The organism is Pseudomonas anatoliensis, from assembly GCF_017976235.1.
In the GTDB taxonomy this organism is placed as follows: Bacteria; Pseudomonadota; Gammaproteobacteria; order Pseudomonadales; family Pseudomonadaceae; genus Aquipseudomonas; species Aquipseudomonas anatoliensis.
This window is the reverse complement of sequence record NZ_JACVHC010000006.1, coordinates 283,738-299,071: the sequence shown is the minus strand read 5'-3', so window position 1 is coordinate 299,071 and position 15,334 is coordinate 283,738. Positions and strand designations below refer to the sequence as shown.

General features: G+C 54.6%; 21 protein-coding genes. 16 read left to right on the top strand and 5 right to left on the bottom strand.

What is annotated here, in order from left to right; all coding sequences use genetic code 11:
• Positions 1–3: 3 nt before the first annotated feature.
• The 3 genes from ICA16_RS21065 to ICA16_RS21055 form a co-directional block, all read right to left on the bottom strand.
• Positions 4–933, bottom strand: a complete 930-nt coding sequence (locus ICA16_RS21065; RefSeq protein WP_210701438.1) for a hypothetical protein — start codon at positions 931–933, stop codon at positions 4–6.
• Between the two features lie 12 nt (positions 934–945).
• The gene (locus ICA16_RS21060) at positions 946–1,248 is read right to left on the bottom strand and encodes a helix-turn-helix domain-containing protein (protein WP_210701437.1); all 303 of its coding nucleotides are present in this window, start codon (positions 1,246–1,248) and stop codon (positions 946–948) included.
• 247 nt (positions 1,249–1,495) lie between these two features.
• Positions 1,496–1,732, bottom strand: coding sequence for a DNA-binding protein (locus ICA16_RS21055; RefSeq protein WP_210701436.1), 237 nt, complete (start codon positions 1,730–1,732; stop codon positions 1,496–1,498).
• Positions 1,733–1,851: 119 nt separating this feature from the next.
• Here ICA16_RS21055 and ICA16_RS21050 point away from each other — a divergent pair, with 119 nt between their 5' ends.
• The 13 genes from ICA16_RS21050 (at position 1,852) to ICA16_RS20990 (ending at position 10,905) form a co-directional block, all read left to right on the top strand.
• Positions 1,852–2,271 (top strand): helix-turn-helix domain-containing protein, encoded by a 420-nt coding sequence (locus tag ICA16_RS21050; protein ID WP_210701435.1) that lies wholly within the window; start codon positions 1,852–1,854, stop codon positions 2,269–2,271.
• Positions 2,272–2,289: 18 nt separating this feature from the next.
• Positions 2,290–2,775, top strand: a complete 486-nt coding sequence (locus ICA16_RS21045; RefSeq protein WP_210701434.1) for a hypothetical protein — start codon at positions 2,290–2,292, stop codon at positions 2,773–2,775.
• 38 nt (positions 2,776–2,813) lie between these two features.
• Positions 2,814–3,365, top strand: a complete 552-nt coding sequence (locus ICA16_RS21040; RefSeq protein WP_210701433.1) for a hypothetical protein — start codon at positions 2,814–2,816, stop codon at positions 3,363–3,365.
• Positions 3,366–3,646: 281 nt separating this feature from the next.
• The gene (locus ICA16_RS21035; protein WP_210701432.1) at positions 3,647–4,222 is read left to right on the top strand and encodes a hypothetical protein; all 576 of its coding nucleotides are present in this window, start codon (positions 3,647–3,649) and stop codon (positions 4,220–4,222) included.
• Between the two features lie 147 nt (positions 4,223–4,369).
• Positions 4,370–4,675, top strand: a complete 306-nt coding sequence (locus ICA16_RS21030) for a DUF2730 family protein (protein ID WP_210701431.1) — start codon at positions 4,370–4,372, stop codon at positions 4,673–4,675.
• Entirely contained in the window at positions 4,672–4,965 is a 294-nt protein-coding gene (locus ICA16_RS21025; RefSeq protein WP_210701430.1) for a VpaChn25_0724 family phage protein, read from the top strand. The genes ICA16_RS21030 and ICA16_RS21025 overlap by 4 nt, the downstream gene beginning before the upstream one ends.
• 2 nt (positions 4,966–4,967) lie before the next feature.
• Positions 4,968–5,519: a phage protein Gp27 family protein gene (locus ICA16_RS21020; protein ID WP_210701429.1), complete on the top strand. Its 552-nt coding sequence runs from the start codon at positions 4,968–4,970 to the stop codon at positions 5,517–5,519.
• On the top strand, positions 5,516–7,123 hold the full coding sequence (locus ICA16_RS21015; protein ID WP_210701428.1) for a hypothetical protein: 1,608 nt from the start codon (positions 5,516–5,518) through the stop codon (positions 7,121–7,123). The genes ICA16_RS21020 and ICA16_RS21015 overlap by 4 nt, the downstream gene beginning before the upstream one ends.
• Positions 7,120–8,613 carry a DUF935 domain-containing protein gene (locus tag ICA16_RS21010; protein WP_210701427.1) on the top strand — a complete coding sequence of 498 codons (1,494 nt, stop codon included), beginning with the start codon at positions 7,120–7,122 and terminating at the stop codon, positions 8,611–8,613. Before ICA16_RS21015 ends, ICA16_RS21010 begins: the two co-directional genes overlap by 4 nt.
• 1 nt (position 8,614) lies before the next feature.
• The gene (locus ICA16_RS21005; protein WP_210701426.1) at positions 8,615–9,442 is read left to right on the top strand and encodes a phage head morphogenesis protein; all 828 of its coding nucleotides are present in this window, start codon (positions 8,615–8,617) and stop codon (positions 9,440–9,442) included.
• 168 nt (positions 9,443–9,610) lie between these two features.
• Positions 9,611–10,087 carry a phage virion morphogenesis protein gene (locus ICA16_RS21000; RefSeq protein WP_210701425.1) on the top strand — a complete coding sequence of 159 codons (477 nt, stop codon included), beginning with the start codon at positions 9,611–9,613 and terminating at the stop codon, positions 10,085–10,087.
• Between the two features lie 289 nt (positions 10,088–10,376).
• Positions 10,377–10,610 (top strand): type II toxin-antitoxin system Phd/YefM family antitoxin, encoded by a 234-nt coding sequence (locus ICA16_RS20995; protein WP_338049953.1) that lies wholly within the window; start codon positions 10,377–10,379, stop codon positions 10,608–10,610.
• A 10-nt stretch (positions 10,611–10,620) separates the two neighbouring features.
• Positions 10,621–10,905, top strand: a complete 285-nt coding sequence (locus tag ICA16_RS20990; protein WP_210701423.1) for a type II toxin-antitoxin system RelE family toxin — start codon at positions 10,621–10,623, stop codon at positions 10,903–10,905.
• 93 nt (positions 10,906–10,998) lie between these two features.
• Here ICA16_RS20990 and ICA16_RS20985 read toward each other — a convergent pair whose 3' ends face one another.
• Positions 10,999–12,129, bottom strand: a complete 1,131-nt coding sequence (locus ICA16_RS20985) for a putative phage abortive infection protein (RefSeq protein ID WP_210701422.1) — start codon at positions 12,127–12,129, stop codon at positions 10,999–11,001.
• Positions 12,101–13,405 (bottom strand): RES family NAD+ phosphorylase, encoded by a 1,305-nt coding sequence (locus tag ICA16_RS20980; protein ID WP_210701421.1) that lies wholly within the window; start codon positions 13,403–13,405, stop codon positions 12,101–12,103. The genes ICA16_RS20985 and ICA16_RS20980 overlap by 29 nt, the downstream gene beginning before the upstream one ends.
• 72 nt (positions 13,406–13,477) lie before the next feature.
• On the opposite strand from ICA16_RS20980, the gene ICA16_RS20975 reads away from it, so the two are divergent.
• The 3 genes from ICA16_RS20975 to ICA16_RS20965 all read left to right on the top strand — a co-directional run bounded on the left by ICA16_RS20975 (position 13,478) and on the right by ICA16_RS20965 (position 15,304).
• Entirely contained in the window at positions 13,478–14,026 is a 549-nt protein-coding gene (locus tag ICA16_RS20975) for a hypothetical protein (RefSeq protein ID WP_210701420.1), read from the top strand.
• A 45-nt stretch (positions 14,027–14,071) separates the two neighbouring features.
• Positions 14,072–14,692: a hypothetical protein gene (locus ICA16_RS20970; RefSeq protein WP_210701419.1), complete on the top strand. Its 621-nt coding sequence runs from the start codon at positions 14,072–14,074 to the stop codon at positions 14,690–14,692.
• Between the two features lie 84 nt (positions 14,693–14,776).
• Entirely contained in the window at positions 14,777–15,304 is a 528-nt protein-coding gene (locus tag ICA16_RS20965) for a hypothetical protein (protein ID WP_210701418.1), read from the top strand.
• Positions 15,305–15,334: the final 30 nt, after the last annotated feature.

The window sequence follows — 15,334 nt, the reverse complement described above, 5'->3', positions numbered from 1 at the left end:
CACTCAAGCCTCCGCAGCCGACAGCCAAACCGCAGCGCCAGTGGCTCGATCCAGCAAATTAAACTCACTGCGAACCGCCCCCAGCGTCACCTCCAACTGCCCAATCAAACCGGCCTTAAAAGCCCGATGCTCCTCACCATCCGTGGCCAACGCACCCAACTTCGCAAACCCCTCACGCAGCGGCCCTAACACACAGGACTCCGCCTCAAAAGCAATCGCCGCCACCTCCGCGCGCAACGCCTTCGCCACCTCATCGGCCGGCATCGCCTGAACCTGCTGACGCGAACGCTCCAGCGCCTGGCGAGCGCCATCCAGCTCGCCGGACCGCTTCGCCATCAACTCGCCCTGCGCCGAGTAGTCGGCACTCACAGCTGCAAGCCGGCGCACCAACGCATCCTTTTCTCTGGCGTGCTTAGCAATAAACTCCTCGGCCAACTCAACAAACGCCTCCTTATCACCGGCCTTAGCCATCTCAACCAACGCTGCCTGCTGGTCCTGCGGCAACTGGCGAAACTGGCGCAACTCGCGGTAACCGATCCCCATCCGCGACATCGAATCCAGCGCCTCCTCACCAAAGGCCCGCACATTCGCAATATCCCGATCCACCTGATCAACCGAACGCCCCAACAACCCGCAAAACTCCGCCCACGTACCGCTCAACACCTGCGCACCGTGCGGACTTTTGCCACCCCCAAGCGCCCGATACAGCTTCTTCTCCTTAACCAACGCCAACTTCGCAATCCGCACCGTGCGGGAAAACGCCTCCAGCGCACCCGCCATCTGCGCGTGTCCCAACAACTGATTCACCACATCGCGCTCATCACCCTGCAAGACCTGCAACGAAGCCATCGTATTCTGATCAGCCGTCAACACGGCCCCATCCAACGCCGGCAAGACCGTCGCCTCTGCGCAAACACCTTTGCTCCGAGCCATACATCACTCCCTTTAAACCTGCGAACCCGCCGCAATAAGCTGATTAATCTCCTGCATACGCCCCGTCACACGCGCCATATGCTCTGCATGCGCCTGCGCGATCTGCAACACACCCACCGAGTGGGCAAAACGGCCGTTATCCAACTTCAGCGCCAAACCTTCCTCAATCAACGCCTGCATCGCCCGCGTCACATTGCTAGGGCTGTCCTGCGTCAACAAAGCCAACTCCGCATTACTCAACCCCGTCACCGTGTGCCCCTTCAACGCCTTCAGCACACGCAACACCCGAGCCGACGCCGACACAGACCGCCTCATGACAGGCCCCCCAACGCAACACCGCTCAAACCCGACACAGCTCGCACAACAAAAACAGGTAAATTGGCACCCTCAACGCCAACGGTGGGCGCCAGCCATCCATTAAGACGCCCACAGGCAAACCCCAAAAAAGTGGCAATTGGTGTGTTTTTTGTAGGAAAGTTCTTTTTTTGTATCGCGCACCGTCTCGGCGAGCGCTTAAAAGCGGTAGATTCCAAATAACCGAAATGCTTTTTCATACACAGCCTCACGCCACAAAACGCGAAGGCTCAAGGGCCGCCGCCGGATCAACGCAAATTTCCCCGGCCTTAAGCCCCAACTTAATCGCAATCTCATGCGTCTGACCGCGCACACATTTCTTACGTCCACCCAACACCTCAAACACCAGGTTGGGCGAAAAACGATTAGCAATCGCCCACTGAGTAATCGAAATACCCTTAGCCTTAAGCGCAGCTCTGGCCTCATCCGCAGTACGTAGCGTCATCAAATCCCTCCGGGGTACAGCACCAGCCTTGGTGCCGATAAAGTTGCCGTTCGTGGTCGGACGGTGTGAACCAATGATGGAACCGAACGGTTTCTATGTAAAAGGATTTAGGCAACCGAATGGTTTCCTTTTGTGAGCGGCTACGCGCCGAGCGAACACGACTAGGCCTCAACCAAACCGACTTCGCGGCACTGGCCAACGTCACCAAAAAAACCCAAATGCTCTACGAGGCAGGCGAACGCGTCCCCGATGCCGACTACATGGCCGCCATCACCAAAGCCGGCGCCGACATGTACTACATCATCACCGGCCAAAAAATCATCGTCCCGACACAAGCCCCCGCATGGGCCCCCATCGACTGCGAAAAACTTGGGCGAATCATCGAAATGCTCGAAGCCGCCGCCAAACAGGCTGGCCGGCGCTGGCCATCAAAAAAACTGGCCGAAGTCGCCGCAGAAATCTACAACGCGCTCGGGCACGAACAAGCGTTCGACGAAGCGCGCGTTGAGCGAATATTGAAATTGGTCATAAACCGCTGAGACAGCAAAAGGAAATCTATGCCAAGCGAGGACGGAGACCTGGTCAGCAAACTAACAGCCAGGATTTCAGAGGAAATACAAAACCTCCCCAAGGATGGAAAAGAACATCAACTCACCATCAAAATCAAAGGCAACCGCGGCCACATCAACCTAGGCACCCAGACCTTCGACATCAACACCACCACCAAACACCCACCACCTCACAACAGCGACCGATCTCGCCAATGCCCCCAATGCGACCGTGACACCTGGCGCTACACCCAACTGTGCATGCACTGCGACTACAACCTGCAAACCCACGACCACATTGCCACCCAAAAGACAGCCCACGCCCGTCAGCAGCGCAACAACCGAATCATCCTGAAAATCTGTGTGGCCTGCATCGGCCTCGCCGCCATAAGCTACTCAATCAAAGACCACCTGCCTGAAGCACTCAAAGCCTACGCCCTCATCACAACAGGCGCGTTCGGATGCCTGGCCTTCATGCTCGTAGCAGCAAACTAAGCAACTCCCAAGGACGAAACACCCACAAGGAGCTTCAAATGACCCAGAACACCACCACAAAACCGCAGAAAACCACCGCCCAAAAAATCGCACCACTGCTGACCTGGGCAATCCTCGTCGCCATAGGCTGGTATTGGCTCACCCCAAACAAACCCACCCCCGTAGAATCCGTTGCCGCCCAAACCAGCGAAGCGTCGCCGCCAGCAACCGTCTACACCAGCGCCAGCCCCCAAGCCCTGGCCAGCGCCACCCAATACCTCGCAGACCTCGACACCGCCATGACCCAAGGCCTGCAAATTCTCAAAGCCAACAACCTCAAAGACCTGTCGACGCACAGCCAAAACTTCAAAGCCCTGCGTGAAACAGGGCAGGCCCAGTTCGGCCGCTCGGTCTTTGAACCCTTGGGGCACTGCGCGTCAGCCGGGATCTTCGCCAATAGTTGGTGGCAGGCCGAAGTCAGTACCGTGCGTCAGGGAGGTAAAGAAGCCGTTCCCGGTGCCATCCGAAACCTTCTGGATGAGTTCCGATCCAGGCAAACCGAATGCCTAAGTTCCGCAGATCCTTCAACCGTCGTCACCGAAAACAAATAATCCCAAAAGACACAAAATTAATATTAAATTGCCACTTTGGAAAAAGCCGTTAGGCGGAAACATTAGCTGCGCCACCACAACAGCAAGGGATTACGAAATGCGAAGGGATAGAGATGACCATAGCCGGGACCGAAGCAGAGAGGGCAACGGCGAACTTCATAACAACAATGATCAAGGGCCTCGCCGCCGTCCCAGCTTGGAAGATCACAAAGAAAAGGGGTTTCCAGAAGTGGTAGACACTCTTCCACCACCACGACCAAGACCTGGTAGAGGAAGTCAGCATGGAAGCGACGACACCTGATCTCCCCACACGCTGGCACAATGCGTTGTTCAGCGTGCGACGCTCTATTCGATATCACCAACGTCGTCGAAGCTTCTACGACAGGCTGGATAAAACGTCCAACATGCTGTCGTTGATATTTGGCTCGGCTGCGATCTACGGGGTCCTTCAGAAAGAATACCAAGTAGTCGCACTGGTGGCTTCTGCTGTGGTGACGATCGCTGCGTCGATTAACTTGGTCGTGGGCAGTGCACAGCGCGGGCGTGATCACACTGATTTTATGCGCAAGTATGTAGAACTTGAAAAAAGCATGCTTGCCGATGAAACAGAAGAGCTCTTGCTTCAGGTCCAAGAGGCACGGCTGAACATCGAAGCAGAAGAGCCGCCAGTGATGCATGTCTTGAATGCCATTTGTCATAATGAGCTGATGCGGGCGATGGGGTACCCGAAAAAAGAATTACCAAAGATCGGATTCTTCCAATCGTGGGTAGCCCAAGTTTTCGACTTTTGCGAAAGCAGCATCCAAGCGCCAAAAACCAAACGTAAATGCGACTGTAAAACCGCTGAATCTCCCTAAACCCATTTAAAAGCCCTCCATCCCCACGCCGCCCACCATAGCGGCGTGTGTATTTCTGGCACCCGCAAAACCGGGAGCCCTGACCGGAGGCAACCCCATGCGACCCCCAAACCCCCGCAACACCCCCGTCAAAACCCGGGGCACCCCATGAACCTCCAAGACCTCAACACCATCCTCCAAATCGTCCAATGGCTAATCCTCACCGTCCTCAGCCTCTACACCTGGATCGCCAAACGCCAAGCCGCCAGCGTCCAACAACTGATCGAACTCAACACCCGCATCGTCGCCCTCGAAGAACACGTCCGCCACCTGCCAGACCAAAGCGCCATCGCCGACCTACTCGGCGACATGAAAGCCATCCGCGCCGAACTCACCGGCGTCAAAGACGCCCTCAGCCCACTGGCCCGTGCGCTTGAACGCATCAACGACTACCTCCTGCGAGAAAAACCATGACCCAATACAGCGACTACCTGCGCCACGACATACGCCTAGTCCTCCTGCGCCTGCTCGCCGACATGCCCGGCTACCGCGCCAACAGCTCCGTCCTCAACACTGCTCTGGACCACTACGGCCACAGCGCCAGCCGCGACCAAACCAAAACCGAACTGCACTGGCTCGCCGAACAACACGCCATCACCCTCACAGACATCGGGCCCATCCTCGTCGCCACCCTCACCGAACGCGGCCAAGACATCGCCGCCGGCCGCGCCCGCGTCCCCGGCATCCAACGGCCGGGCGCCTGACCATGGCCGGCAAATCCACCATCAACCGCCTGCCGGCCGACGTCAAAGCCTACCTGCACAAACTCCTGCGCGAAGACCGTCACACCCTCGACGCCATGCTCGCTGACCTCCAAGCGCGCTTCCCCAACGAAACGCCCCCCAGCCGCAGCGCCTTGGGCCGCTTCAAAGTCGGCTTCGACCAACTCACCGACAAAGTCCGCCAACAACGTGAAATGGCCGAAGCCTTCGTTGGTGCCTTCGGTGAAGACGCCTCCGACAAAACCGGCGTACTCCTCGTCGAAGCCATCTCAACCCTGACCTACCAAGCCGCCTTGGGCGCCCACGAGAAAGACGACATCACCATCGCCGAAATCTCCGCCTTGGCCCGCGCCGCCAAAGCCACCATGGAAGCCCGAACCCTCAGCGTCAAAGAACGCCAAACCATCGAAACAGCCACCCGCGAACGCCTCCTGCAAGAACAAGCCGCCCAACTCGACAATGCCGTCAAAACCCAAGGCATGACCGAAGACCAAGCCCAGTACTGGCGCCAAACCTTCCTCGGCGTCAAACCATGAAACCCTCCGCCAGCACACTGCGCGTCATCGAATGGGACGAACTGCCGCCCAGCGTTCGCCAAATCCCCGAAGGCTACAACCCGCAAACCGAAGGCCTACTCATGGCCCACCAAGCCCAATGGCTCGCCATCGACGCGCAAATCAAACTCTGTGAAAAAGGCCGGCGCACCGGCATCACCTTCGCCGAAGCCCTCGACAGCGTCATCACCGCCGCCTCGCAAAAAAGCGCCAGCGGCATGGACTGCTTCTACATCGGCGACACCAAAGAAAAGGGTCTCGAATTCATCGGCTACTGCGCCAAATTCAGCCGCGTCATCGCCCAGGCCCAAGCCTCCGGCGTCAGCCAAATCGAAGAGTTTTTATTCCTTGATCAAGACGAGGCAGGCAACACCCGGCAGATAAACGCCTACCGCATCCGCTACGCCTCAGGCTTCAAAATCGTCGCACTCTCCAGCAACCCCGCCAGCGTTCGCGGCCTGCAAGGCAAAGTCATCATCGACGAAGCCGCCTTCCACCGAAACGTCTGCGCGGTACTCGACGCCGCCACCGCGCTACTCATCTGGGGCGGCCGCATCGTCATCATCAGCACCCACAACGGCAAGGCCAACGCCTTCAACCAAATGGTCAGCGACATCCGCGACAAACGCTACGGCGACAGCGCCCAGGTCTACCGCGCCACCTTCGACGACGCCGTCGCCAACGGCCTGTACGAACGCGTGTGCTACATGGCTGGGCAGATCCCGACAGCGGAGGGCAAAGAAGCCTGGTACAAAAAAATCCGCAACGCCTACGGGCCGCGCAAAGCGCAAATGCGCGAAGAACTCGACGCCATCCCGCGCGACGGCAACGGCGTCTGCATCCCCGGCGTATGGATCGACGAAGCCATGCGCCCGGGCCGCAGCGTCCTGCGTCTGGCCCTCGACGACGCCTTCACCCAACAACCCATCCATCGCCGCGAAGCCTACATAACCGACTGGATCGAACGCTACCTGACCCCCGTCATGCAACAAGACTTGACGCCCGACGTGCGCCACTTCCTGGGCATGGACTACGCCCGACACCGGGACTTCTCCATCATCTGCCCCATGTCCGTCGACCAAGCGCGGCACCGCGACGTACCCTTCGTCGTCGAACTGCACAAAGTGCCCACCCGGCAACAAAAACAAATCCTCTTCTACATCCTGCAAGGACTGCCGCGCTTCATCGGTGCCGCCCTCGACGCCACCGGCAACGGCGAAACCCTCGCCGAAGAAACCGCCGACCAGTTCGGCCACAGCCGCATCCACCAAGTCAAAATCAGCCGCGCCTGGTACGGCGCCTGGATGCCCAAATTCGTCCAACTCTTCGAAGACGCCAACCTCACACTGCCCCTCGACGACTCCCTGCACCAAGACATCCGCGCCATCGAAACCATCGACGGCATCCCCATGATCGCCAAAACCCGCCAACAAGACCTCAAAGACCCCGACCTCTACCGCCACGGCGACTTCGCCGGGGCCGGCGCGCTCGCGCACTTCGCCACACTCGAAGTCACCGCAGGCCCCGTCACCGTCAAATCACGTCGCCCACGTCAGGGCCAACGCATCACCCAAGGGTACGCATGAACAACCAAGGCCTATGGATCAGCCCCACACAATTCGTCAGCTTTGCTGAAGCCAAACGCAACCCCACACTCAAGCGCCACATCGCCACCCGCAGCCGCATCGAGGCCGGCGGTTTCGGCACCCACCTGCCAAACCCTGACCCCATCCTCAAAGCTCAAGGCAAAGACATCAAGGTCTACCGCGACCTGCGCAGCAGCGCCCTGGTCGGCGGCAACATCCGCCGTCGCAAAGCCGCCGTCCTCTCCTTGGAACGAGGTCTGAAACGCGGCGAAGCCTCACCCAAAATCGAGCGCTTCATCAACGACTGGCTCGCCGACCTCGACCTCGATCGCATCCTGCGCGAACTGCTCGACGCGCCGCTGTTCGGCTACCAACCCGTCGAACTGCTATGGCAGCCCCTCGGCAAACACTGGGTGCCGCAAGACCTGCTCGGCAAACCGGCCGAATGGTTCTTCTACGACCAACACAACACACTGCGCTTTCGCGCCAAAGACGCCGGCCCCGACGGCGAGCCCTGCGACCCGCAACGCTTCATCGTCGCCCGCCAAGACGCCACCTACGCCAACCCCTACGGCTTCCCGGACCTAAGCATGTGCTTCTGGCCCGCCACCTTCATGAAAGGCGGGCTCAAATACTGGGTCCAATTCACAGAGAAATACGGCAGCCCCTGGGTCATCGGCAAACACCCGCGCGGCGCCACTGACGACGAAACCAACCTGCTACTCGACAGCCTCGAAGCCATGGTCCAAGACGCCGTCGCCGCCATCCCCGACGACGCCAGCGTCCAAATCATCGAAGCCGCTGGCAAAGCCGGCAGCGCCGACGTCTACCGCCAGCTACTCGAGTACTGCCGCAGCGAAATCAACGTCGCCATGCTCGGCCAAAACCAGACCACCGAAAAAGACAGCAACCGCGCCAGCGCCACCGCAGGCGCCGAAGTCACCCAAGACATCCGCGACGGCGACGCCAGCATCGTCGCCACCGCACTCAATGCCTGCATCCGCCACATCGTCGACCTCAACTTCGGCACACACGTCGCCGCCCCGGTCTATCAACTGTGGCAACAAGAAGAAATCGACAAAAGCCTCGCCCAGCGAGACAAAGCCCTCACCGAATCCGGCGTCAGATTCAGCAACACCTACTGGCAACGCACCTACAACCTGCAAGACGGCGACCTGCAAAAAGCCTCAGCCACCGCCGCCACACCAGCCTTCGCCGAGCCAAGCGCTATCCCCGGACTCGACCAAATCGCCCTCGACCAAGCCATCCAAAGCCTGCCGCCTGCAACACTGCAACAACACAGCCAACGCGCCATCGCCCCCTTGATCGAGGCCATACAGCAAAGCCAGACCGACACAGACGCCCTCGGCCTACTGGCGGAAGCCAACCCGCACATGGACACCCAAGCCCTAGAACAACAACTCGCCCACCTCATCTTCATCGCCAACACCTGGGGCCGCCTCAGCGCCACCGCCGACAAAGAAGACTGACATGGCCACCCACACCAAACGCCTCAACCCCCTCGAGCTCAAAGCCATCTTCGGCCTCGATCCCACCCACGCCATCGCCTACCTAAAGGCCAAAGGCTACGCCATCACCTGGCACTGGCAAGACCAACTCGACCAAGCCCACCACCAAGCCTTCACCGTCGCCAAAGCCATGCGCCTGGACCTGCTCACAGACATCCGCGCCGCCCTCGAAACAGCCCTGCAACAAGGCCAAACCCTCAAACAATTCACCGCCAACCTGCAACCAACCCTGCAAGCCCAAGGCTGGTGGGGCAAACAAATCATCATCGACACAGACGGCAACGCCGAGCCCGCGCAACTCGGCAGCCCACGACGCCTAAAAACCATCTACCAAACCAACCTGCAAAGCGCCTACATGGCCGGTCGAAAAGCCAGCATGGAACACACCACCGACACCCACCCATACTGGATGCTCGTCGCCATCCTCGACGGCAAAACCCGCCCCAGCCACCGCGCACTCCACGGCCAGGTCTTCCGCCACGACGACCCCATCTGGCAAACCATCTACCCACCCAACGGCTTCAACTGTCGTTGTCGCGTCGTGGCCCTCACCGAAGCCGCCGTCAAACGCCGAGGCCTCACCGTCCAAACCAGCCAAGGCCGCACCTTCACCGAAACCGTAGAAACCGGCCTCAACAAACACACCGGCGAAATCCGAACCGCCACCGTCACCGGCCTACGCCTCACCAACGCCCAAGGCCACAACATCACCTTCCGCACCGACCCCGGCTTCAACCACGCACCCGGCACAGCCCTAAAACAAACCACCCCCGACCACCCACCCAACTGACACACCGCATCCCTTTGTAGGAGTGAGCCTGCTCGCGATAGCGCACAACCAGCCACCGCAACACCAAAGCCGAACACTCACCCCTGTAGGAGCTGGCGAAGCCTGCGATCTTTTAATCCTGACTAACCAACCCCACCCACAAACCCATTACCCAAAACAAAGCCCCCCATGCTCACCATCGAACTAAAAAACCAACACCTACAACAAACCCTCAACCAAATCGAAGACGCCATCGGCGACCTCAAACCCCTGATGCAATCCATCGCAGCAGAACTCGCCAGCCAAACCGAAGAAAACTTCGAACACGAAGGCCGCCCCGAGTGGCCCGAGCTCTCCGATGTCACCACTGAAAAGCGCGCAAAGCACGGCCACTGGCCGGGGCAGATGCTGCAGGTCAGTGCTGCTGGTTTGGCGGCTTCGATAACCACGCACGCAACCGACAGCTCGGCCATGGTTGGCAGCAACAAACCGTATGCGGCGATGATGCAATTCGGCGGGGAACGGCTAGATTTCCCGCAGCTATGGGGGGACATACCAGCGAGACCATACTTGCCAGTAAGCAACGCTGGGGATCTGCAAGCGGAGGCAGAAGAGGCTGTTTTGATTGTGTGTCTTGATCACTTGAGACAGGCGGGGGACTCATAGCCGATAGAAAGCGTGGCGTAGAGTGATTGTCGTGGCGATGCTGTGTAGACCACTGGTCGGCGCGGATGATGATGCGCATTGTATTGCGCGTGATCATGCGCAATACTTTGCGGGTATCGACGCTCTGCGCTTCCTGATCTTACGACGACTAACTACGAACCTACGAACCTACGAACCTACGAACCTACGAATCTACGAACCTACGAACGACTACTGAGTTGATGATTGAAGGAACAACAGCATGAGTGCACTCCTAAACCGAGCTGAGCAGGCAGTGTCCGCCACTGCTATGGCACGCAGTTTTGGAGCGCGATTGAAAGATGTCGCCAGTGGGGAAGTGACCCATTTGGTGATATTCAAGGACAACGAACCAGCAGCCGTTCTGGTAGGGGTCGACGCCTACCAGGCACTGCAGGACGAACTTGAAGATCTGCGCTCGGAACTACTGGCCATCGAACGCCTGCCCAGCCTCGACAACACTGTCACAGTGAGCCTTGAAGACATGGAGGCTCGCTTTAGTTAGGCAACCGCAGATGAACTGGAATGTTCGGTTTCACCCAGCTGTAGAAAATGATCTCAAACAGCTCGGAAGCGCCGAAGCGAAACGTGTCCTGAAGGTCGTTCGGGAGCGCATCGCCACAGGAGAGCCCGACAAGATCGGCAAACCCCTTCGGGGGGCCTTGGCCGGATACCGCCGGATAAGGACAGGAGATGTACGAATCGTTTACCGCGTAAACGGTACTGAAATCATTTTGGTGTTGTGCGTTGGTGCTCGCCGAGATGAAGAGGTATACGACTCCGCGACAAAACGAGTCTAATCGAGGCCCCGCCTAAGCGGGGCTTTGATCTTTCAACAACAACCGAATTTCACGATCGCTAATTAGCAGCCACACCATCTATGTGCGCGCTTACTAATCTCGCGCGCCTTTACTAATAAACTCCTCACTAACACGGCGAACTCTGTTATTGTGAATCTTTACTAGTTCACCGATTTTTATCTTCTCAAGGCCTAAAAAAGCAAGCTTGTTAAAATGGCGACACATATTTTCAGAAATCGACCCAAAATATTCTTTACCTAAAGGCTTTAATAAAGAATACTTCTCAACATAATATTTTAGATCCGCGCCATACGACCCCAGGCAGTTTATTTGCAAGAGCGCCATCTCCGACTCACTAAGTTGAGCGCGCACGATGTTAGTGTAATTCCTCTTGCGAACATAATCAGCATAAAATTCTTTATTGTCTTTTACAATGCGGTCATGCATCGCGCTGCCAGTTAGAGCATTCTCACTACTATCGATCATCTTCATGATCCAATATAAATTCCTAAAGTAGTGCCCCACCGAACTTATTTTATCTTTGTAGAACTTCGACACGTCAACTTCTACATCGTTATATTTCATCATTTCCGAGTGAAGAGCGGCCTCCTTATAAAAATCAGACTCTTTAAAATTACGAACAATCACATCGACCGCATCGCGTCCTTCACGATGATAGCTTGAATCACTCGACTTTATATCTCCAAGAATTTTAGCGTGCACATCTAACATGCCAAATAAAGTTGATTCAAACATTTGACGCGAATATACAGCAGTTTGCTGTCGCTGCTCTTCCGTTGCTATTTTAGCTTCTTGCTGAGTAGCCTTCATTTCGGCACGTTGCAAAGCCATAGTTTTCAAAACAGCCATCAAAGCTAGGAAGCTTAATAACGGATTCAAGAAGCCGCCGGCAAAATCACCAAGCTGCCCCCAGTAACTTGCAGTCTCGTGATTCTCGATTGCAAGATTCGGGATATCTACGTCTAGAAAAAAATGTAGGAACAATGCTCCAAAAACAAGAGTGCACACCGAAAATGCCAAAAGCGATACGCACACGAAGAAAACATTATCTGCTATATATCGCGCCACATCATTTTCTAAATAATTTGTTGAAAACAAACGTTTTATCCACATAGTCACCCCCATCAGGTCCGCAAATAAAAAAAGCGTCGCCCGCGCTAACAAAATCTGAGCTTCATGCTTTCGCAGCAAGATTTGATTCATAGTTGACCGAATCAACAGTGTATATATCAAAAGCTTCAGTCGTCATTTTAAGATTGAAGTTACCCCTCTTCAAAATTAGAATGTCTGCCGCATCTCGATTGTCAAAAAACACATAATTTATACCATTTTTATTTTGAGCAGAACGAAATACTATACCATCAAATTTAACACTTGCTTCATGACGAATAAACTCTGCTAACGCTTGCGTAACAACATAGTCAAGTGAGTTAGCTCTTAGTGGCTTAGCAATCTCAGCATGTAAAAATGACAAAAGCTTCCTACGATTTGAACTACCTTCAAAAAAACTTTCAAAAATACTAATTGGCTGAAAAGCCAGCTTTTTTTCCAAAGCCGTAAAATCAAAAAAAACCAAGTCTGCAGTTGAGTAGAATTTTGCCACTGCCACGGAATCTCCGATAGACGGTCTTAACTCTGATATACACGTCTTCGGATCACCAGACACATACATTAGAGGTACACCCGCAGCACTCATTCTATTATTTGCCGCCAGTTCTTTTGGTGGCGGCCCTAAATCCTGTTCAGCATTTTTTATATCTGAGCGCGAATTAATAACTCTGGCCCTGTAAAAAATAGTTCCATTCGAGACGGATTTTATAACGGGATAGGTGCCGGGTAAGTTTGGGTCCTCTGCTCTAAGTGCTTCGCTAATAATAGCTCCAAAGGTCAAACTTGCTTTTCTATTGAAAAATCTGCGGCCATGAGTTAGTTCGTGGGCAAGAACCAGCCACTCACCTAAAATATGATCTCGTTCGTCTTCCTCTTCGCAGAATGGGCTTTTTGCTCGCTGATACATCTGTTCTCGCCAGTAGAAATTGTTTTCATCGGCATTAGGATCATTATCAAACAACAGGCCTGCGACCACTTCACATGCCTGTTGGCTTGAACATCCTATAGAGTGTCTTATCACGGTCGCCAAATCCATTTCACGCCCTGGATACAAACCCTCATCAGGTTCGAAGTGACGGGGTAGATAGTCTCGAATTCGGTCTGCAATACTTTCAGGGGTGAGTGCCTGCTTAGTCTGTTTACTGCAGGAAATACAGGTTCGCACCTTGTATAAACTTTTTGATATCCGCTTCATTACGATATCGCTGACACAATCCACACAAATGAAAACGGCATAGCCATCTTCCATTTCTATCATTATATTCTCAATTATGTGATTGGTTCTGTTCGACATTTTTCTACCTTTTCTATTTGCTTTTATGAAAACGGTTTCATCACCCGGTAGTTTGGCACGAGCGATAAAAAGCATTGTGCTTTCTCAAAAATACTGCCTGCCATGCTAGCCTAATGACAGCATGTGGCGTAAAAAAGGAGTGAAATCATGGATTTTTCCAGCATCAATTGGGGCTCGGTGGCCGATTGGGCTGCGGCCCTAGGGTCAATTTTCGCAGCGTTGGTGGCTCTTCACCTGGCACGACAAACCGGCCGAATACAAATTTCTGCTTTTTGTGGGATCAGGGTGATAATTTCGGGCGCAGAACAGACGCGTCTTGCCTCCATAATGGTTACGAATGTAGGAGATAGGCCGTTTCGAATCTCAACAATAGGCCTTAGTCATGGGCTGTTGATTAAACATCATGGAATTATCAAAATTGGAGCGACAACAGAATATTGCGAAAGCCTGTTACGCGTCCTCGAGGATGGCGACCGAGCGCATTTTGGCTTTTTATTAGATTCTGATTCGAACTGGATTGCCCATCAGGGACGGGACTTTCATAACTGGCTCGACCTGGCCACATTTCGAGTGACAATCTATTGCACCAACGGGCAGAGTTTAAAGATAAAACCAGAACGAGAGTTACTGAACGAGATTTGGAGCAAGATGAAACAAAACAAAATCAAATTGCGTCAACCCGAAAGCCACAGCTAGCACTATTCATCGACTAATATAGCGAAATATAAGTGGGAGGATGAATTGCCTAGCTTTTACTCAGAGAGAACGGCCGAATACACACTAATTCCAAAATTTCTGGACATTCTGTCACCGCTGGGGACTGTTGTGCCCATATTTTTTTTCGGACAACGTGAAGATACAAATGTAGCTCTCGAATCCGCATGTGGCCAGCGTTTCCACCTTATTGCCTTTTTCGCGCGGCGCCCTAAAATTGATACAGTCGAAAGCCAGACCATAAATGGGAAAATTAACAGCAGGCTTTTTCGAGTAGCCCAATCTGCGTCACAATTAGGGATCTCGACTTTCTGTGGTATTACCCTGACTAATAATATTTTCGATCAGATTCGCGCAGAATCACTTTGGTTTGATATCAGCGAGCTAAACAACGGTAACGATGAGCAATTTTCCTGTGAAGTCACTAAGGACCTCATGCTTGAGAAATTTTACGGGCAGATAAAACCCTCAAACCACGAAGCGATTCTCTCCAGAATCTCCAGCACTCGCGTTCTGAATTGGAGAGAACTCACCACGATCATGCGTGAGCTCCCTCAGCTTGCCGATGGCACTCAGGGTGGTAGCTTCATGTTCCTCTCGCAAACCTGGCGTTTTAGGCCTGTCTATTTCGCTATTCGTCTTCCATGAGAATGCCAAAAGGGCAACGGCCGGAGTTCCAAACGCCTAGCGCCCAGCTCAGTCGTATTTGGTCTTCTACTTTGAGATTTATAAATGCACGTTCAATACAATAATAAAAGCGCTGTCGACATGCCGACGGTCCCGAGCGCCAGACTTGGCTTGGTCTACCTGTTTCGCACAAATTACGTTGACGTCTATAAGCTCGGGTTCACAGAGACGTCCATATCCGGCAGACACAAAAAGCTAATGGATCGCATGGGCATATCGCGCATCGAGGCTGTCGTCATGACCGTTGATGCACGAGAGCAGGAAGCAGCAGCCTTTGCCATGGCATTGCAGCACGCAGATCGTCCACGAACGTTTGCGACGAGGAAACGCTTCAACGCAACGGAGCTCTTCGTGCTGGACGAAAGCGCGGTCTTAGCAGTCCGCGAATATTTACTCGCCCAGGTAGCCCTTCAGCCTTACCTAGCGGAAGTAGCAACCTCATTCGAGCGGCAGCGTGCTGTCGAGAAAGCTATCGAGTACAACAAGTCCGCATCACAAGTCGAGATGACACTACAAGGCATGGACAGGGTACTGAGGAAACTGAATAAATCGCCGGGCCTGCCAGCGCCCTAGCATGGTCTAGGCCTATGGGCTATCAAGTAA